The following is an 18,042-nucleotide window of genomic DNA, read 5'->3' as shown; positions in this document are numbered from 1 at the left end:
CGGCGTGCCCAAAATTATCCCCCAACAAATGTTGGTCACTGGCTGAATCGTCGATTCAACGAAGCCGCGCCTGGCATCGTCTGCCCGCATGTCGGCGACCCTGTGTGCTTGGGCTCCCACAGCCGGGCGTGGCGACGATAACCCCGGCCTCTTTCCGATTCCGCTGAAAAGCGGGTTCCGGCCAGCGGCATCCGAGAAGATTGTGATGAAGCCGCAGCTTTAGTTGGTAAAGGCACAGGCGTCAGCTTAGATCTGGTAAAAACTGAGCCGGGTATTGGAATAAGAATGCCTCTGATGCTCCAGCGACAAGATTACAAGACCAGAGATGTGCATTAGCTCGGTTAAGCTGATTTGGCGTGTCACGAGGGAGATGTGTTGTGCTGTACGCAAGACATCATCGACATACAACTTGAGAAGATAGGATCATGACCCAGCTGCATTCAACACGCCCACCCGCTTACGCACTGAAGATGCGGTGTGCACCTGCGATGAAGATTCTCTTTACGTTGGGCCTTGCAACTCTATGGACTGGCGCCCAAGCTGCAAGTTTTGATTGCAACAAGGCCGTGAGCGCTACGGAAAGGTTGATCTGTAGCGATGCCGAGATATCCGCGCTGGATGGAAAATTGCATGGGGCCTATGAAACAGCACTAGCCGCAACCGATGCCCATGGCAAGAAAGAGTTGGCGAAAGAACAGCGCAACTGGATTAAATACGCTCGTGACATTTGTCAAGACAGCGCCTGCCTGCAGCAAGCATACACAACCCGCATCGCCATGCTGGCGCGTAATGAGGAACATATTGCCAATGGCGACGTGTACTCGGACTGCAAGCTGCCGGGCAACCAAACCGTTAGTGGCGAATGCGTTAATGTTGTGTCGATTCGTGATCCCAACTCCCGTGTTGAATCGTTCAACCAATCGTTGTCGTATCAGAAGCAAAACTGCCGAATCATCGGTTGTAGCCGGCTGATTGACCTACCGGTCGGCGTCGCTGGGAGTAATCACAGTTTTGGCGGCTCCTGCGTATTGCAGGAGGGTACGCAGCGCAAGAACGTGAGGATCTGCAACGACGATATGTTCGGGCATTTCCAAGTAGAGCCGTCCACGCCACAGGATGCCTCAGACAAGCGCTTGGTCGACTTTACTTACGCGCAATGCTATGGCGGTTGATGGTAAGCGCCCGGGCCTATCCGTGATTCTGTGTGCGAGGCATATCATGAGGACTAAAGATCATGGATATGCCGATGAAGACGAGGCGCACAGCAGCCGCCCAGGCGGCGGGTCCGTGGGCCGCTGCCTGAAGTGCCGGCCGAGGCTGCTTGAGAAAACACCGGCTTGGGGCCGGATTCAGGTGAATTGATTAGGCAGAACCCAAGGTCGGTAAGCGCTGCACAGCAGGTGTTGGCATGAGACACGCGAATGGCTGCTCAGGGTCGTGAGCGGCCGGCGGAGGCCTGGATACGGCCAGAAGCCGCCATTCGGCGCAGATGAGAGAGAGCGTCAACGCGCGAGGCGCGTACCCATGGCCGTGAGCACGCCCAAACCGATAAATGATGTTCCCGCGAGCCAGGTACCCCAGCGCCCGTCCCGAGCAGCCCGTCTCAGGCACGGAGCGACGAGACTTGCCATTAGCACGTAGATGACGTCGGGGAATGGAGAGAGGCTACATGGAAGCGAACTGCAAGACCCCATGCCGAAGCATCAGTGGGTCAAGTTGCCACCAGACAACTGAATCACTTTTTGCGTCCAGGAACCTCGCTCGCAACAGGCGCTCACGGCGTCACCTGATAACCACGCTGCTGCAGGCAACTGGCGTAGGCTGATGACGCAGTCGCATTCTGCTGCGCTTGGTTCGCCCGATCTTGTCGCCGGTCCTGCCGTTGACGCGATCCGCCCACAACCATACCAGCCGCGGCGGCGTCTTTCGCTTGGTTCTGCCGGTAGGCTTGCTTCGTATCATCGTCCACGCGGTCGTAAACCTCCTCATGTTGGCGTCCTCGCGCGCCTGCAACGACGGCCCCCGCCGCTGCGCCTGCCGCCGCGCCCCTGGCTCGGCCGCCTGCCTGCGGGGCTTCGGCGGGGGGGCTGGTGGTGCTGCCCGACTGAGCTTGGCATGCAGCGATGTCCTGCTGAGTTACTTGGGGAGTTTGGCCTTGAAGCGGCGTGACAGTCTGGGCGGCGGCGGAGACGCAGAAGCCGGTAAGCGCCAAAGCCATGCCAGGAAACAGGGACGTTTTCATAAAAGGCTCCATCGATGACTGCGCTGGGCCTTTCAGATTAGCGCCGTGTCCAAGGTCCGGGCAAGATATTGCTTGGGATCTCGGTGTTCGCGAGCATTCACCGTGCACACATCAAAACAAGCAGTTTTGACGGCGTTAAAAACCAAACCGGCCCAATCTATTGGGTCAGTAGATCGGGCCTCCATCATCCACTTAACCCCAACCCGCGGAGCAACGCCATGCTCGAAGCACTCGTACGCTTCATTGAAGAACTGATAGACGTTTTCAACTTCGGCAGCAGCATTAGCAAGTAGGCTCGACGGAGCCCAAAAGCAAAGGGCCGAATCCAATGTTTCAAAGGATCCGGCCCCACAACCTGCTACCCAGCTGCCCGCATTCCAGCGAGCAACTCGGCTACTAAATCGGCTTGATCATCGTCGCCGTCGGGCCTTTTTGCCCTTGGCCAGCAACGAATGACACTCGCTGGTTCTCTTCCAGAGATTTGTGGCCATCACCCTGAATTTCAGAGAAATGGGCGAAGAGGTCTTTGCCACCCAGCTCCGGCATGATAAAGCCGAAGCCCTTGTCGTTGTTAAACCACTTCACGATACCAGTTTCAATCTTCAATGTAAGTCCTAGATTTGCAGGGAAAAATGTTCCCGCGGCCACTATCGGTGATTAGCCCCAACAAAGATATGTCCGTTACGAATTAACACATACCCTGCCACCGCTTCCCGGTTGCTTCGGAGAGCGGGCCGGCGCCGCAACGTCACCGGCGCTGAAAGTGACTTTCAGGAATTCACCGGGCTACCGGCCCGCTCTCCAAGCAGCTTGGGCACAGCTTAGAGATGTTCCTGAGCACCTACTCAAAGTGGCTAGACGGGGATCAGAACGATCTGGAGATGAGCAGATTGGAATCCGCTATTCTTCCCCAGAAACTCCCCGACGCTACCGCATCGGCAACTAAGTAGTTGATACCTAAGGTATTCGTTTAGGTATCGCGATGGGCGCACGATCCATCGCCTGCAATAGTTGGCCCAGGCCGCGGACCGTCTTGTCCTCCATCCGCCCTCCCGGCCCGCAAACCTCGTCCGCGCTGGTCCATGCCGGGGCCGCGCCCGGCAGGCGACGGGCGCGCAGCCAGCCCTGGCGGTCGACCATGAACTGCGCGCCCGCCAGCTCGTCAGGCGGCACGCCCGCCGCCAGCGCATAGGCGTTCCAGGCGCCTGCGCCGGCCGCCACGCAATCCGCATCGACGTCCTGCGCCGCGCCTCGCGTCAGCGCCACGGTAAGCAGCCGCGGATCCTGCGGTTCCTCGGGCGCACCCGGCGCATGGGCCATCACACGCAGGGGCAAGCCACGCAGGCCGCTGAGCCGCGCCGCGCGGCCATCACGGCAGACGAGTTCGACGACAGGCGCGGCCACCGCAGGCATGCCGCTGCCGCCGCCAGTCCCATAGGCCCGCAAGCGCAGATAGTCCAGCACCTGCCATATCTCGTCGGCGCTCAACGTTGCGCCGAACGCGGGCATCGCGGGCTTGCCGGCCGGCTCTTGGCCGCCATGCGCGATGCGCCAGTGCAGCTCGCCTTCCAGCCGATTCTGGAACAGGGCCGGTCCCAGCACGCTGGGCCACACCGGCAGGCTGGCCGCAAGCTCGCCCCGCCCATCGGCTGCCGCGCCATGGCACGCGGCGCAATGCGCCTGGTACAGCCGTCCGCCCCGCAGCAGATTGGCATCGGAAAACGGCAGCGGTGAAAGCTGATAGGAGGAACTGTGCGCCTCGGTCAGCAGCATCTGCGGACGCGGCCAGTCGGTCAGCAGCGCCAGCGCGGCAGCGGCGCCCAGCCATGCCAGCCGCCGGCGTTTGGCGAACAGCGCGCAGCACAACAGTGCCAGCGCCGCCGCCGACTGCGCCAGCGCCAGCCACAGCTGGCGCCAGGTATGCGGACTGACAGGCAGGTCCGGGTCGTAGCGCCAAGCGAACGGCCAGTACGTCAATACCGGAACCTGGACTAGCGACCGCCAGATCGTCGCGGCCAGGGTCAGCGCCAACGCGGCCAACCCGACCGTCAGCAGCACCGTTACGCGCCACCGGGTCGGCCGCGCCGCGCAAGCGGCATCCGCCGGCCGGCATTGCGCGATGCTCACCACGTCGAGTCCAACCCCAGCAAGGCCAGCGCGCGATGGCGCAAGGCCGCCAGGCGCGGATCGCCGCGATGCCTGGGATACGGCAGGTCGTTGACGATCTCATCCTTGATCCGCGCCGGCCGCTCGCTCAGCACCACGATGCGCGTGGCCATGAACAGCGCCTCCTCCACGTCGTGCGTGACCAGCAAGGCCGTGTAGCCTTCGCGTTGCCACAGGTCCACCAGTTCGGACTGCATGGCGATGCGGGTCAGCGAGTCCAGCTTGCCCAGCGGCTCATCCAGGATCAGGATGCGCGGATCGTTGACCAGCGCGCGCGCCAGCGCGGCGCGCTGCGCCATGCCGCCGGACAGCTGGTGCGGGTAGGCCTGGCCGAAGGGCGTCAACCCCACGCGCTGCAAGGCCTCGTCCACCCGGCCGCGCTGCGTCTTCAACAGCCCGCGCGCCTGCAGCCCCAGGGCCACGTTGTCCCAGACCGTGCGCCAGGGATACAGCGTGGGATCCTGGAACACCACGATGCGCGAAGGCGAAGGCCCCGTGATGGGTTCGCCGTCCGCCAGCAGGCCGCCTGCGGCCGGAGGCTCCAGGCCCGCGACCAGGCGCAGCAGCGTGGACTTGCCGCAGCCGCTGGGTCCCAGCAAGGCCACGAACTCGCCCGCCTTCACATCCAGGTCTATGCCGTCCAGCACCGGCAATTCCGCGCCATCCAGGTCGAAGTGATGGTTCACGCCGCGCACGGCCAGCGCGGCGCCGGATGCTTTCTGTTGTTCAGACACGGCCGCCGCTACCATTTCACCACTCCCTTTTGCCAGGCCAGGAGGCGGTCGCGTCCCAGGAACAGCAAGGTGATGAGGCCCGAGAACACCAGCGCCATCACGATCAGGGCGCCGTACATATTGGCGTAGGAGGCCCAGCCCTGGGCCCACGACAGGTACCAGCCCAGTCCAGACTTCACGCCCATCATCTCGGCCGCCACCAGCACCGAGAACGACGCGCCCAGGCCCATGAACAGGCCCACGAATACCTGCGGCAAGGCCGCCGGGATCGCCACGCGCAGCACCAGGAACCATTCATTGGCGCCCATGGTGCGCGCCACGTCGTAGTAGGCCCGGCTCACGCCGGCCACGCCCGACCAGGTCAGCACCGTGACCGGAAACCAGGTGGCCAGCGCAATCAGGAAGACCGCTGCCGACCAGCTCGACGGAAAGAAGAAGAACGCCATCGGCAGCAAGGCCGTGGACGGCACCGGCCCCAGGAAACGCAGCACCGGATGTACCCAGTAGCCCAGGCCGCGCGACCAGCCGATGGCCACGCCGGTCAGAAAGCCTGCGGCGGCGCCCAGCAGAAAGCCGTTGGCCAGCAGCCACAGCGAATTCGCCAGGCTGTCGGCCAGCCGTTTGTAGTCGGTGGCATAGACCTCGATCAGCGACTGCGGCGGCGCGAAAAACGGGCTGGGCAGGAGCGCCAGCTTGGCCGTCGCGATCTCCCAGGCGCCCACCGCCACGGCCAGGGCCGCGAGCCAGGGGCCCGCGCGGTGCAAGACGCGCACTGCACGCAACTGCCCCGCCCCCGGCGCCGCCGCCAGCAACAGCAGCAACGCCAACGCCAAGGCCGCCGCTCCGAATTCGCGCGTATAGCCCCAGGACGAAAAGCCGACTTCCACATTCGGCCATGACAGCGTCACAGCGCCCACGCCCGCCCACAGGATGGCGGCCACGATGCCAGACTTCCACAAGCGCCGGTCGCGCGCAGGCGGATTCGCGCCCGCGGCCGGGGCATGCAATACGTCAGCCGAGGACATTGGGCACCACCACTTGCGCGTACTTGTTGACGTCCAGGCCCGCGCTCAGCACCTTGATCGTCTTCAGGTCCTTGGCATAGCCCACGATCTCTTCGCGCAACGCGGCGCCCGTCGAGGCATGGCCATGGCTATGGCTGCGCAGGATCGCGGCCACGCGTTCGGCCGGCACCTTGCCGGGCACATAGGGCGCGAAGATGCGTGCCGTCTCGTCCGGGTTGGAGGCCGTCCAGCGCTGCGCGTCGATCACCGCGCGCGCAATGGCTGCCGCGGCCTCGGGATCCTTGCGCACCAGGTCGCCGCGCAGGCCCAGCACGCAGCAGGTGCGGTTCTCGTAGTCGCCCTCGATGTTGGTGGCGATCTCGCGCAGCTTGCTGTCCTCGCGCAGCGTGTAGATCAACGGATCATCGCCCGCGATGGCGTCGACCTCACCCTTGCGCAGGACTTCGCCGAACAGGTCCTGCGGATACTGGCGCCAGTCCACCGATTCCGGATCGATGCCCAGCTGCGCCACGCGGATCGCGAAGAAGTTCTTCACCGGACTGGCCTGGTCAGACACCGCCACGCGGCGTCCCTTCAGGTCGTTGACGCTCTGGATCGGCGAGTCTTGCGCCGTCAGCAAGCGCATGCAGCCGCCATGCGTGCCCACGGCCAGCTTGACGTCGAAGCCCTGTTCCAGCGGCTTCAACCAACGCAGCGCCATGCCGATGCCACCATCGGCGTGGCCGGTGGCGATCGCTTCCAGCAACTGATCGGTGGAGCCGCTGAAGTTGATGCGTTCGACCTTGAGGTTGTATTTGTCGAAGAAGCCGCGCTCCAGCGCCACCGACACGGGCGATTGGCAGACCGCGGTCTGGCTCCATGCGATCTTGAAAGTGCGCGGCGCCGCATTGGCGGCCAGCACGCGCGAGCCCAGCATGCCCAGCGGCGCGGCAAGGCCCGCGGCGCCTGCCGCTCGCAACAGCGCGCGGCGCGAGATTCCCCGCGTGGAGATGGCGCGGGAATGGACGTTCGTATTCATCAACCTTCCTTTTGAGCAGACTGTGAATGGCGATGATTGCCATGCGGCATCATCGGCCTGCGCTCAGGGGTTCGACAAATACAAAGTCGGGATAACAATATGGGCGGCGCATCGCCGCCCAGGAGCCGGACTACTCGGGCAAGTGATCCGGAACACCGTCCTCGTCGACCTGCTTGACGCGGTCCAGCGCGTTGCGCGCGGCCGACATGGCCTCGACCGTGCTGCGGAAGCGCCGGCTGATGAAGATCTCGAAGGCCTGGGTGTCCGGCTCGGTGTCCTGCACGTCTGCCGGCGCGGCCTCAGCCGCTTGCGCTTGCGCGTCCGCCTGGGCCGCGGCCTGCGCGTCCCGTTCGGCCTGGCTCTGCTTCTTCGGCAGCCGCCGCGTTTCGATGAAAGCACGCGGCGGCACGCGCCCCTCGGGTTGGGTCGCGTACGCGAGCACCGAAAATCCGTTGATGATCTTCTCAGCCATTGCGGTTCCGTGTGGCCGCGTCCAAGAAAGGCGCGGTTCCTTGTTACCGACTACGGCCCGCCGCGGGGAAACTTAAGCCAGCGCGGCCTGGCGCGCGCGCACGTACGCCGCCACCTGCTCCAGCACGTCGGACAGGTCGGCCTGCAGCGGCGCGAAGCCCGCATTGCGCTCGCGCGTAGCCTCGTCCATGTACAACGGACGGCGGATTTCCACCTGCAGGCTATGGCGGTTCAAGGCCGGCTGGCCGATCTGCGCGATCAGCTGCACGCCCTTGTATGGGTCGTTGCGCGCCACGGTATAGCCCTTGCCGCGCAAGGCCGCCTCGATCAGGGCGATGAACTCGGGCTCGCAGGTCGTGCCATCGCGGTCGCCCAGCACGAAGTCCGCCAGCGGATGCTCGCTCTGGCGGCCCAGGCGCTCGTAGGCATCGTTGGGCATGGAGTGCAGGTTCAGGTGCCAGACCGCGCCAAAGCGCTGCCGCACCTGCTGGATCGCCTGCGACAGGGCCGCGTGATAGGGCTCGTAATACGCCTGTATGCGGTGGCGCACTTCGGCCAGCGTCAGCTTGCGATCGTAGATCGGCGTGGCCTTGTCCATCCTGCGCCAGATCAAGCCCTTGCCCAGGCGGGTCTTTTCGCCCGGGTCCAGCGGGTCGGGCCAGGGTTGCGCCAACAGCTCGGGGTCCAGATCCTGCAGCGTGCGATTGGGGTCGATGTAGACGCGCGGAAAGTTCGCGGCGATCAGCGTCGCGCCCAGGGCGGGCGCCGCCGACCACAACGCGTCCACATGCGTGTCCTCGCCCTGGCGCAACTGCGCCAGGGTGGCCGCGGCGCCGAAATCGTCCGGATAGCGCTCGCCGCTATGCGGCGAATCGCAGACCAGCGGCAGGGCCGGGCCCGTGGGCTCGTGTACGGAAACAGCGTCGAAGTCGGCGTGGGTCATCGTCAATCAGCCTGAATGTTGGCGGTCTTGGCGACCTTGGCGTAACGGGCCAGGGCCTGCTGGATCTGCGCCTCGAATTCCTGGGGCGTGGTGCGCACCAGCGTACCACCCACTTCCTCGGCCTTCTTGCGGAATTCCGGATCATCCTGCGCGGCGCGCACCGCCTTGTTCAGGCGTTCGATCACGGCCGGCGGCGTGCCGGCGGGCGCCACCAGGCCGAACCAGCCGCCCGTGCCCATGTCGGGGTAGCCCAGTTCGATGTAGGTCGGCACGTCGGGCAGCAGCGGGGAGCGTTCGGCGCCCAGCACGGCCAGCGCGCGCAGCTTGCCGCCCTGCACCTGCGGCAGGGTCGAGGACAGGTTGTCGGTGATCGCATCCACCTGCCCGCCCATCACGTCATTGAGCGCTGGACCCGCGCCGCGGTACGGCACGTGCAGCAGCTTGATGCCGGACAGCATCATGAAGTTCTCGATGTTCACGTGGCCCAGCGAGCCCACGCCCGGCGAGGCGAAGCTGTAGCGTTCCGGCTGCTTCTTGGCCAGAGCCACGAATTCGGCCATGTTCTTGGCCGGCAGGCCCGGGTTGATCGCGAAGATGCTGGGCACCGCGACCACATTGGCCACCGGCACGAAATCCTTCACCGGGTCGTAGTTCATCTTGCGGAACACGGCCGGGTTCGAGCCGTGCGTGCTCATCGTGGCCATGCCGATGGTGTAGCCGTCGGGCGTGGCGCGCGCCACCTGCTCCATGCCCATGGAACCGCCGGCGCCGGCCTTGTTCTCGACCACGATGGTCTGCTTCAGGTCGCGGCCGGCGTACTCGGCCACCAGGCGCGCCACGATGTCGGTCGAACCGCCGGCGGCGAACGGCACCACCAGCTTGATGGGGCGGGCGGGATAGTCGGCGGCTTGGGCGATGCCGGCGAAGGTCAGCGTGGCAAACATGCCGGCGAGCGCGAAGCGCGCGGACCGGCCCAGAAGACGGCGGGACATGGGGATGACTCCGAAAGTTGAAGGTCAAACGACAAGGCCGCCAGTGTCCGAACTTTACGGTCCCCTTTCAAACGACTATATTGCACGGCTTCATTACCAATGGTCATGCTAGATGCGACTGCACTCGCCCTCCATGTCCGAACTGCACGCCTTCGTGACGGCGGCACGCCTGGGCAGCTTCACCCGCGCCGCGGAGGTCCTGTGTGTCACCCAGGGCGCCGTCAGTCGGGCCATCTCGCGCCTGGAAGCGCATTTCGGCCAACCGCTGATGCATCGCAACGCCCATGGCCTGACCCTGACCGAAACCGGGCGCCGCCTGTACGACGGCGCGCAGGGCCCATTGCAGGAAATCGAAGCGCTCAGCGCCGGATTGCGCGCCAACGACCGCCGCCTGCGTCTGACGCTGTCCACGGTGCCGACGCTGGCCAGCGCCTGGCTGGTGCCACGCCTGTCCGACTTTCACGCGCGCCATCCCGATATCCAGCTAGGCTTCGCGGCCTATCGCCGCAACGAGGATTTTTCGGGCGCGACGCCCGACGCCAGCATCCTGTCGGGCATGCCGGAGCAATGGCCGGGTTGGCAGGCGGACTATGTGATCGGACGGGAAATGGTCGTGATATGCCACCCCGGCCGGCTGGCGGCGCGACGCGCGCAAGGGCTCTGGGACACGCCCGCGGGCCTGCTCGGGGAGCCGTTGCTGTATCACTCGAACGGCGTGGACAACTGGGTGCAATGGCTGAGCGCCGCCGGCGTGCCGCGCGCCTCGGTCCAGCTGGCCAATGGCTTTGACCAGGTTTCCATCCTGGTCCGCGCCGTCATGGCCGACATGGGCATCGCCGTCCTGCAGCGTTGCCTGGTCCGCGACGACCTGCAGGCCGGACGCGTGGCGGCTCCGTTTCCCGAGCTGCCCATCCGCATCGCCCGCGGCTACCACTTGTGCGCCCCGGCCCAGCGCCGCGACCATTACGCGCTGGCCTGCTTCCGCCAGTGGTTGCTGGAGACCGCCGGGCGAGACCCGGACGTGTTGGCCGCCGGCCCGGGCTGAAAGTCCGGCTGCGCGAAACATGCGGTTTCGCGCGGCGGCGATCAACTATTACCAAACGAAAACGGGCTCCTGCAGAGGAGCCCGTTCACATGACGCGGCGGAATGCTCAAGGCGCGAGCTTGAACCCCAGGTCCACGCCCCACTTGTCGGTCTCGCGCAGCCATTTCGCGCCGCAACTCAGGCAGCGGAAATGATCTTCACGGCTTTCCTCACGGCCCTTCTGCGTCGGATTGGTAAAGCCTTGATGCCCCAGATGGGCATGCGGCGCAACGCCAGCAAGCCCCGGGTTAATGCGTTGGCAAGCCAGGCACATAACGCTCATTGATGCTTCCCTACAAACATAGTAACCAAATTGTAAGGGATTTCACCAATACTTTTCTATCGATATGTGACGGTAAATCCAAAAATAATTGTTAACGCCACAATTAAACAACGGTCGGCATGGCTGACAGGCAGGTCGCCAGGTGGTACGGCGAGGTCGAAGGCATGTCCGCGCGCACCACCGTTCCTTCCGCATCCAGACATTCGTACCAACCGCCCGCGTGCAGGAAACGCGTTCGGAACAGGGCCAAACCGGCCTCCAGCGCGGGCAGGTCGCCCAGCACGCCGAGTACCCGCAGATACTCGGTCTGCGCCCAAATCCGGCGCGTGTCGTCGATCACGGCGCCAGACTCGTCCAGCGATGCCACCACTCCGCCCGCGTCCACGCCATGGCGGCGCGACCAGCGCACGGCGCGCGGCAGTGATTCCGCCAGGTCCAGGCCGTCGAACACCTCGGCCGAGCCATGCACCAGCGACAGCCATTCGAACTGATGCCCGGGCTCCAGCCGGTTCCCGGCCGTGCCTTGCCGCGCTTCCGAAATGCATTGCGAGGCCGCGTGCACGAAGAATTGACTGATGCCTTGCGCCAGGCCGCGCAGGCGCTGCGCGTACAGCGCCGGCTCCGCGACCTGGGCTGCCGCCAGATACGCCTCGGTCAGATGCATCATGGGATTCTGCGCGGGCGCGCGCAGCGGCTGGCTCATGTCGGCGCTGAGCGCGGCGTGATACAGCCCATCGGCGGTCTTGAAACGCGCCTCGATGGTCGAGGACGTGGCCAGCATGAGCTTGCGCGCATCCGCGTTGCGGCTGCGGCGGAAATAGGCCGCGCAAGCCAGCACGATAAAGGCGTGGGTGTACAGGTCCTGCGTTTCGTCCAGCGGACGCGCCTCGGCATCCACGCTGTAGCGCCAACCGCCATGGACCTCGTCGCGGAACACGCGCCGCAGCGACTCGAACAGCAGGTCCGCATGCGCGCCAGCGGCGGCGCCCGGCGCTTCTGAAAATACGTAGAGCTGACGCGCGCAAGCCATGGCGCGGTAGCGCTCAACCGGCAGCGCAGCGCCAGTGGCCGCGTCCAGCGATTCAAAAGGCAGACCGAGCGCGCCATTGAAACCCTGCCCCATCCAGAGGGGCAGGACAACGGAATCAAAATGGTGGCGTAATGCGCGGATGTGTTCCGCAAGTGAAGAGTTGGTCTGTGCGGCAGTCATCTTGGAACGGCGCATACCCAATAAGGGCCCCAGATTTTGGAGCAGCAACGATAACCGAAATTTTCGCCGCAAACCGTTGAGTATTCTCCGAAGCGTCATGCGCACACAGACCGGTCCTGCCAATCAGCTCCGTCCAGGGCGTAGCGCCCTATCGGAAGATGTTTTCCTCTACCCAGTTCTGCGCGAATACTTCCGCGCGATCGCGTGCTTCGTCCAACGAAGCGCAGTTGCCCAAGTGGGAAAACGCGGCATCCACTTCGGTGCCGCCCTCGGCCGTAACCGTCAGCAGTACGCCATATCCGCCGGTATCCATGGCCGCTGTGGAAACGTCGATCAGAACTTCCTGGTCACGATGCTGCATGTGCTACCTCCCAGTCGGTTACCTAAACGCGTGAACCACGCGTGACGTTGCGGGAGCAGGATTCCCGCGCAAATGAATAGACCTGCAAACGTCACGCAAGTTCATCTTACTGGCGACTCGACGCCCGCGATACGTCGAAAAGCAGCCAAATCGCGCATTCCGTCTCAGGAAATTCCCGTAGCGCCCCCGGAATACTCGCGAAGCTGCGACATACTGCGAAAACATTCGCAAATTGTGTGGGATTTTCGTAAGCCAAACGATCAAGACGCAGCGAAACGCGGCACGCGGGCCTGCGCCGCAGCGCCTGTCGACATTATCGGATTCTGCAGCCGGCGCGCACTGCGCGGCGCTATCGCAAATGGATCGCGCCAGGCTCTTCCATGCGCAGGGAGAGCTTGCCCTTGTCGGTGATGAGCCAGCGGCCGTCGGCGCCGGCTTCAATGCAACGCAACGTCTCCAGCGCCTGCGCCACATGCGCGGGCACTTCAGTCTGGGCAGCGCCGGGCTCGCCATTGTCGGCCACGACGCGCAGCCAATGTCCCAACTCGCCTTTCTCGAAACGATGCAATGCCATGCGGTGATTCTCTCTTGAATACCCAACGATAGCATGTCGCCAGGCCGGTCCTGGCGACCGGTAAAGAACGCTAGGCCAGCAGGCCGGGCAGCGATGACGCCAGCAGCGCCACGCCCGAGACGGTGAGCAGGCCTAACACGATGCGGCGGAACGCCAGGTCGCTGATGCCCACGTACACGCGCGTGCCCCACAAGGTCGGCACCAGCATCGCCGGCAGGATTACCGCGAACAACGGCAGCATGTCGCGCGTGACCACGCCGGTGTAGACGTAGCTCGCCATCGTCACGACCAGCATCGACAGATTGAAGTTCTGGATCACCGCGCGCTGCACGTCGCGGTCGAAGCGGCGCAAGGTACACCACAGAGTGGGAATGACGCCGGTGAATCCGCCTATGCCGCCCATGACGCCTCCTATCGCGCCCACCACGCCGTCGGCGACTCTTCCGCCTGCGGAGATGGGAGGCAAGCGCGTCGCGAACAGCATGACGGGGCACCAGACCGCCAGCAGTCCGCCGACCAGCGCCTTGAACATCAGCGGATCCAGGTACGGCAGCAGTTTGACGCCCAGCGGAATGCCCAGCAGTCCGCCCGCCACGAAGGGCAGCAGCTGCGCCATTGCGAAACCGCGGCGCACGCTGAACGCGGCCAGCAATTGTCCGGTCAGCGAGCCGAACACCACCATGGCGGCGGCGAGCTTCGGATCTATCGTCCAGGCCCAGAACGACATGGCCACCATGCCGAAGCCGAAGCCCGACAGGCCCTGCACGAAACCGGCGGCCATGGCGCCCGCCGCGACCAGCACATATAAGGAATCCATATCCGCCGCACGCCTGCAAGAGAGGCCGGGACCGGTCCCGGCGCACGACATTCTAGAACGCGCAACTATTCCGTCCCGTGGCCGAGTGCGCCTGCATGGACTACGGCTACGAGGGGCGCAGCGCCAGCGGCCGCTTCAGGCGCGTCGCCGCGGCCGAGGCCGCCACGCTGGCGCCGATCAGGGCCAGTCCCAGCGCGAGATCGGCCGAGATGCGCTCCTGGAACACCAGCGACGACACGATCAGCCCGATCACCGGCACGCAGAGCATGGCGATCGACGTCGCCACCGGCGGCATCTTCTGCGTCATGCCCAGCACCACGATGAAGGTCAGCGCGGTGGCCAGCGGGCCGGTGTACAGGATCACGGGCCATGCTTGCGGCTCGGCCAGAAAGACAGGCGCGCCATCGCGCAGCCACGCCAGCGCGGCCAGCGGCAGCGCCGCGATGGCGGTCTGCCAGGGAATCATGTCCGCGCCCAGGCGGATATGCCGGTTGCCGCGCAGCTGGATGATGTTGCAGGCCCAGGCGAAGGAGGCGCCCAGCAGCATCGCCAGCCCGATCACCGTGTGCGCCTGCCAGGGACTGAACGCGGGCGCCACGATGACGACGATGCCGGCATAGCTGAGCGCCGTCGCCAGCCATTGCGCCATCGACAGGCGTTCCTTCAGGATCAGCGAGGACAGCGGAATGACCCAGATGGAAGTGGCATAGGCGATGACCGACGCGCGTCCCGGCGCCACGTATTGCAGGGCCCACAGCGCCAGCGCGGTGAACGCGCCCATCTGCAGCAGCGCCACGCCTGCCACCAGCGGCCATTCCTGCCGCGTGGGCAGGCGCAGACGGCCCAGCATGCCCAGCACCAGCGCGCTGATCAGCGCAGCCGAGCCGAAGCGGCTGGCGGCCAACCAGAGCGGGCTCATGTGCGTCAGCCCCAGCTTCATGACAGGCCAATTGCCGCCCCAGATGGCTACCGCGCCGACCAGCGGCAAAAACCTGCCCAATGTGCTCTGCTGACTCATTACTGCCCAATCTACCGCTTGAATATTCCGTGTTTTGGCCTGATTGCCAAACGAGGGAATAGTCTATAGGGCAAACCCCAGCACATTTAACTGCATTCGATCGCATTACCCGTCATACTCAGCACGGATGGATTGCCGAATGACCATAACTGGGTGACTTATGCCGGAAATCAACCTGGATGCCACTGACATCCGTATCCTCAACGAACTCCAGCGCGATGCGCGGCTGACCAATGTCGAGCTCGCGGCGCGCGTGAACCTGTCCGCCTCGCCCTGTCTGGCGCGGGTGCGCCGGCTCGAAACCGAAGGCCTGATCGACCGCCGCGTCACGCTGCTGAACGCCCGCAAGCTGGGCCTGAAGGTCAACGTGTTCATCCAGATCTCGCTGGACAAGCAGCGCAAGGCGGCGCTGGACGTGTTTGAACGCGAGATCGCCGTCCTGCCGGAAATCATGGAGTGCTACCTGATGTCGGGCGACGCCGACTACCTGATCCGCGCCCTGGTGCCGGACGTGGACGCACTGGAGCGGCTGATCGTCGAACACATCACCCGTATCCCCGGCGTGGCCAGCATCCGCTCCAGCTTTGCGTTGAAGCAGGTGCTCTACACCACCGCAGTCCCGCTGGCGTGAAGCCCCGCAGCAACTTGCAGGATCCCCGGCGCCCCTCCACAATGAAGGCGCCGCGCGGGCTGCGCGCCCGCGCCGGCGCCCCTCCCATCGCCTAGCAAGGAGAACACCATGCCTGAAACCGACTGGTTCCCCGGCGGCACGCTACCCGATCGTCAGGGCTACTTCGAAGTGGAATTCGAAACCGGTGAAACCGAAATCACACGCTACGGCATGCTCGGCTGGGAGCCCGAGCAGGACCGCGGCCCCATCAGGCGCTGGCGCGGCCTGGACCCGGCCATCGAAGCTGCCGAGATGCAGCGCGAGAGCGCGGTGCGCAACAACGGCGACTCCCTGATGGGCTGAAACGCTGACGACGCGTAAAAACAAAAACGCCGCGGAAAACATCCGCGGCGTTTTGCCTTGCCGGCAGGCTCAAAGATCCAGCTTGGAGATCTTGGTGCCGGCCAGGGATACGCCCGCCATCAGGCCGCCGTTGTTCATCACAAAACCGACGATGGGCTGCTGCGCCGTATTCGTGTCGATGCGGCCGTTGGCGCCGATATTGACGACGGCCACCGTGGCGTCGGCGCCCACGGTCCAGCCGCTGCTGTTGCGGAACTTGCTCAGCGCCTCGTCCGTCATGAACAGCAGCACCATCGCCTTGGACTGCGCGCCAGCCTGGAAGCCGACCGAACCCGCGGTGGTGCTGTAGTAGCCGGCGGTGGAGCCGCCCACGTGCAGCACGCCCTTGCCGTGCTCGGCGCCGATGATGAAGCTGCCGCTCAACACGTCGGGAAAGATCAGCACGCCCCGGGCACGCGCGACCAGTTCCCTGGACTGGGGCGAGGCTTGATAAAGCTTGCCCAGCGTGGCCTCGGCCGCGCTGTTCAGGGACTGGCGCTGTTCAGTGGCGGTTGCGGAGGATTTGGGACTGGTAGTGGTGCAACCCGTGAACATCAGGCCGGCCACACCGATCGCCGCGGCAGCCAGGCCGGCGCGACGCAAGACAGGAAAAGTATCAAACATGGAACTCTCCTTTTTTGTTGTCACCCTCTACCACTGTACCGGGCAAATCGGCCAGCGCAAAGCACACGATTGTGTGAAAAGAAACAAAACCTGCCTGCATGCCCAACCCCTGCTACAAGATCCCGTAGCGCGGTTCGCCGGTGGACTCGTCCACCGACACGATGCCGGACAGCACCAGTTCGGCATGGCGTCTCGCAATCCCCGGATCCTCGAAGGTGACGAAGCGCGGCAACGACCAGCGCCGCTCCAGTTCGCCCTCCGCCTTCCGGCACACGGCAACCTCGATCGCCAGCACGCCTGTGTCCAGCCGGATGACCTGGCATTCCACTTCGAACCCATCGATATGACGCTGTGGCCACGCGCCCATTCCTCGCTCCTGAAAGAGGTTTTCCCGGCCGCAATATGCCAAAAATATTGGGCCTTGAAAAGCAATGTTTTCAAGGAGTTATGACGTACTAGTACGGCTAGTGCGAACGCATCTTGAAGTCCGCAGAAATGGCTGCCGGCCACTCCTTTCCGAGGCCTTTGCAGCGGGCCTGCACAATCGCGCGGACTGCTGTTTTCAGCCGCGCGGCGGACGTATCCATTGCGCGTCCCACAAGCCTTCGCCGCGCTCGAGCGCCGCGCCCAGTGCCTGTTTGCTGCGCTGCGCCACCGCCGCGAGCAAGGCATTGCAAACCGAGAAGGCCGCAGTGTAGGAATCGAAAGGCGAGGCGCTGGAACTGCGCGCGACCAGCACATGGTGAGCGGAGGCGGCAGCGGGCGCCGACGCGGAGTCGGTGACCAGGATCACCTTGCCGCCGCGTTGCCGGAAGTACTGCACCGCTTTGGCCGCGGCGACTGAATAGCGTCTGAACGTAAACGCCAGCAGCACATCGGCCTCGTCGATCCAGAGCAGTTGGTCCTCCAGGAACAGAGGGCCGGCGGCGACCATGGGCTTCACCGACGGCAGGCACAGGTTCAGGTAGAGCGCCACATGGCTGGCCAGCGGCGCGGCCTGGCGCAGTCCCAACACATGCACCCGGCCCTTACGCTGCGTCAGCAGCCGCACGGCCGCCTCGAAGGCCGCAACGTTGATCGACGCGTAGGTCTCCTTCAGGTTGTGCTGGTCGTGCAGCAGGGCGTTGTGCAGGCAGGCGCGCGGCGTAGGCTTGTCGGCGCCCACCGCGTCCGCCCGTTCGCCGAGCGAGGCCAGGCGCGCTGTCACTTCCGCGCGCGCCTCCATCTGCGCCTGCGCATAGCTTTCGTAGCCCAGCTTGGCCAGCAAGCGCACCACGGTGGAGGCGCTGGTGCCGACCTGCCTGGCCAGCGCCGTCGCCGATTCCAGCAGGCTTTGCGGATAGCGCGCCTGCATTTCCTCGACCAGCACTTGTTCGCTCTTGCTGAGCTTGCGGCCGTAGCCGGCGATACGTTGATGCAGATTCATGCTTGCCCGGGTCCTAGGTGATAACCCCAAATTTCACAACAC

Annotated in this window: 21 protein-coding genes; 4 read left to right on the top strand and 17 right to left on the bottom strand. The window is 64.6% G+C overall.

Annotated features, from left to right (window positions below; translation table 11 throughout):
* Positions 1-425: 425 nt before the first annotated feature.
* Positions 426-1,172: a lysozyme inhibitor LprI family protein gene (locus AC3WOB_RS14610; protein WP_492275417.1), complete on the top strand. Its 747-nt coding sequence runs from the start codon at positions 426-428 to the stop codon at positions 1,170-1,172.
* Between the two features lie 1,466 nt (positions 1,173-2,638).
* Here AC3WOB_RS14610 and AC3WOB_RS14605 read toward each other — a convergent pair.
* The 8 genes from AC3WOB_RS14605 to AC3WOB_RS14570 all read right to left on the bottom strand — a co-directional run bounded on the left by AC3WOB_RS14605 (position 2,639) and on the right by AC3WOB_RS14570 (position 9,591).
* Positions 2,639-2,842: a cold-shock protein gene (locus AC3WOB_RS14605; protein WP_193353254.1), complete on the bottom strand. Its 204-nt coding sequence runs from the start codon at positions 2,840-2,842 to the stop codon at positions 2,639-2,641.
* Between the two features lie 357 nt (positions 2,843-3,199).
* Positions 3,200-4,369: a c-type cytochrome gene (locus AC3WOB_RS14600; RefSeq protein WP_492275416.1), complete on the bottom strand. Its 1,170-nt coding sequence runs from the start codon at positions 4,367-4,369 to the stop codon at positions 3,200-3,202.
* Complete coding sequence (locus AC3WOB_RS14595; RefSeq protein ID WP_492275415.1) at positions 4,366-5,157, bottom strand: ABC transporter ATP-binding protein; 792 nt, start codon at positions 5,155-5,157, stop codon at positions 4,366-4,368. The genes AC3WOB_RS14600 and AC3WOB_RS14595 overlap by 4 nt, the downstream gene beginning before the upstream one ends.
* Positions 5,151-6,167, bottom strand: coding sequence for an ABC transporter permease (locus tag AC3WOB_RS14590; protein ID WP_492275414.1), 1,017 nt, complete (start codon positions 6,165-6,167; stop codon positions 5,151-5,153). Before AC3WOB_RS14590 ends, AC3WOB_RS14595 begins: the two co-directional genes overlap by 7 nt.
* Positions 6,154-7,185, bottom strand: a complete 1,032-nt coding sequence (locus AC3WOB_RS14585) for an ABC transporter substrate-binding protein (protein ID WP_492275413.1) — start codon at positions 7,183-7,185, stop codon at positions 6,154-6,156. The genes AC3WOB_RS14590 and AC3WOB_RS14585 overlap by 14 nt, the downstream gene beginning before the upstream one ends.
* A gap of 130 nt (positions 7,186-7,315) precedes the next feature.
* Positions 7,316-7,657 (bottom strand): hypothetical protein, encoded by a 342-nt coding sequence (locus tag AC3WOB_RS14580; protein ID WP_492275412.1) that lies wholly within the window; start codon positions 7,655-7,657, stop codon positions 7,316-7,318.
* Between the two features lie 72 nt (positions 7,658-7,729).
* Positions 7,730-8,599, bottom strand: a complete 870-nt coding sequence (locus AC3WOB_RS14575) for an N-formylglutamate amidohydrolase (protein ID WP_492275411.1) — start codon at positions 8,597-8,599, stop codon at positions 7,730-7,732.
* Between the two features lie 2 nt (positions 8,600-8,601).
* Complete coding sequence (locus tag AC3WOB_RS14570) at positions 8,602-9,591, bottom strand: Bug family tripartite tricarboxylate transporter substrate binding protein (RefSeq protein ID WP_013392954.1); 990 nt, start codon at positions 9,589-9,591, stop codon at positions 8,602-8,604.
* Positions 9,592-9,703: 112 nt separating this feature from the next.
* Between AC3WOB_RS14570 and AC3WOB_RS14565 the strand changes: the two genes are divergently transcribed.
* A complete protein-coding gene (locus AC3WOB_RS14565; protein ID WP_013392953.1) occupies positions 9,704-10,636 on the top strand; it encodes a LysR substrate-binding domain-containing protein in 933 nt (310 codons plus the stop codon).
* A gap of 106 nt (positions 10,637-10,742) precedes the next feature.
* Here AC3WOB_RS14565 and AC3WOB_RS14560 read toward each other — a convergent pair whose 3' ends face one another.
* The 6 genes from AC3WOB_RS14560 to AC3WOB_RS14535 all read right to left on the bottom strand — a co-directional run bounded on the left by AC3WOB_RS14560 (position 10,743) and on the right by AC3WOB_RS14535 (position 14,938).
* The gene (locus AC3WOB_RS14560) at positions 10,743-10,958 is read right to left on the bottom strand and encodes a hypothetical protein (RefSeq protein ID WP_013392952.1); all 216 of its coding nucleotides are present in this window, start codon (positions 10,956-10,958) and stop codon (positions 10,743-10,745) included.
* Positions 10,959-11,061: 103 nt separating this feature from the next.
* Positions 11,062-12,168 (bottom strand): AGE family epimerase/isomerase, encoded by a 1,107-nt coding sequence (locus tag AC3WOB_RS14555; protein ID WP_492275410.1) that lies wholly within the window; start codon positions 12,166-12,168, stop codon positions 11,062-11,064.
* A 148-nt stretch (positions 12,169-12,316) separates the two neighbouring features.
* The gene (locus tag AC3WOB_RS14550) at positions 12,317-12,529 is read right to left on the bottom strand and encodes a hypothetical protein (RefSeq protein WP_008159938.1); all 213 of its coding nucleotides are present in this window, start codon (positions 12,527-12,529) and stop codon (positions 12,317-12,319) included.
* Between the two features lie 349 nt (positions 12,530-12,878).
* Positions 12,879-13,103, bottom strand: coding sequence for a hypothetical protein (locus AC3WOB_RS14545; RefSeq protein WP_013392950.1), 225 nt, complete (start codon positions 13,101-13,103; stop codon positions 12,879-12,881).
* A 70-nt stretch (positions 13,104-13,173) separates the two neighbouring features.
* A complete protein-coding gene (locus tag AC3WOB_RS14540; RefSeq protein WP_492275409.1) occupies positions 13,174-13,920 on the bottom strand; it encodes a sulfite exporter TauE/SafE family protein in 747 nt (248 codons plus the stop codon).
* Between the two features lie 106 nt (positions 13,921-14,026).
* Entirely contained in the window at positions 14,027-14,938 is a 912-nt protein-coding gene (locus AC3WOB_RS14535; RefSeq protein ID WP_207471635.1) for a DMT family transporter, read from the bottom strand.
* Positions 14,939-15,098: 160 nt separating this feature from the next.
* On the opposite strand from AC3WOB_RS14535, the gene AC3WOB_RS14530 reads away from it, so the two are divergent.
* Both AC3WOB_RS14530 and AC3WOB_RS14525 read left to right on the top strand, forming a co-directional pair.
* The gene (locus AC3WOB_RS14530; protein WP_006226939.1) at positions 15,099-15,569 is read left to right on the top strand and encodes an Lrp/AsnC family transcriptional regulator; all 471 of its coding nucleotides are present in this window, start codon (positions 15,099-15,101) and stop codon (positions 15,567-15,569) included.
* Positions 15,570-15,677: 108 nt separating this feature from the next.
* Positions 15,678-15,911 (top strand): hypothetical protein, encoded by a 234-nt coding sequence (locus AC3WOB_RS14525; RefSeq protein ID WP_013392947.1) that lies wholly within the window; start codon positions 15,678-15,680, stop codon positions 15,909-15,911.
* 69 nt (positions 15,912-15,980) lie between these two features.
* Here the strand turns inward: AC3WOB_RS14525 and AC3WOB_RS14520 are convergent, their stop codons facing one another.
* The 3 genes from AC3WOB_RS14520 to AC3WOB_RS14510 form a co-directional block, all read right to left on the bottom strand.
* Complete coding sequence (locus tag AC3WOB_RS14520; RefSeq protein WP_013392946.1) at positions 15,981-16,574, bottom strand: BPSL1445 family SYLF domain-containing lipoprotein; 594 nt, start codon at positions 16,572-16,574, stop codon at positions 15,981-15,983.
* Positions 16,575-16,686: 112 nt separating this feature from the next.
* The gene (locus AC3WOB_RS14515) at positions 16,687-16,941 is read right to left on the bottom strand and encodes a hypothetical protein (RefSeq protein ID WP_013392945.1); all 255 of its coding nucleotides are present in this window, start codon (positions 16,939-16,941) and stop codon (positions 16,687-16,689) included.
* A gap of 195 nt (positions 16,942-17,136) precedes the next feature.
* On the bottom strand, positions 17,137-18,000 hold the full coding sequence (locus tag AC3WOB_RS14510; RefSeq protein WP_492275408.1) for a MurR/RpiR family transcriptional regulator: 864 nt from the start codon (positions 17,998-18,000) through the stop codon (positions 17,137-17,139).
* Positions 18,001-18,042 lie beyond the last annotated feature (42 nt).

This window comes from Achromobacter sp. FW305-C-30-7, from assembly GCF_058783105.1.
The sequence above is the reverse complement of the archived record's forward strand: the minus strand, read 5'-3'. Positions and strand labels throughout refer to the sequence as shown.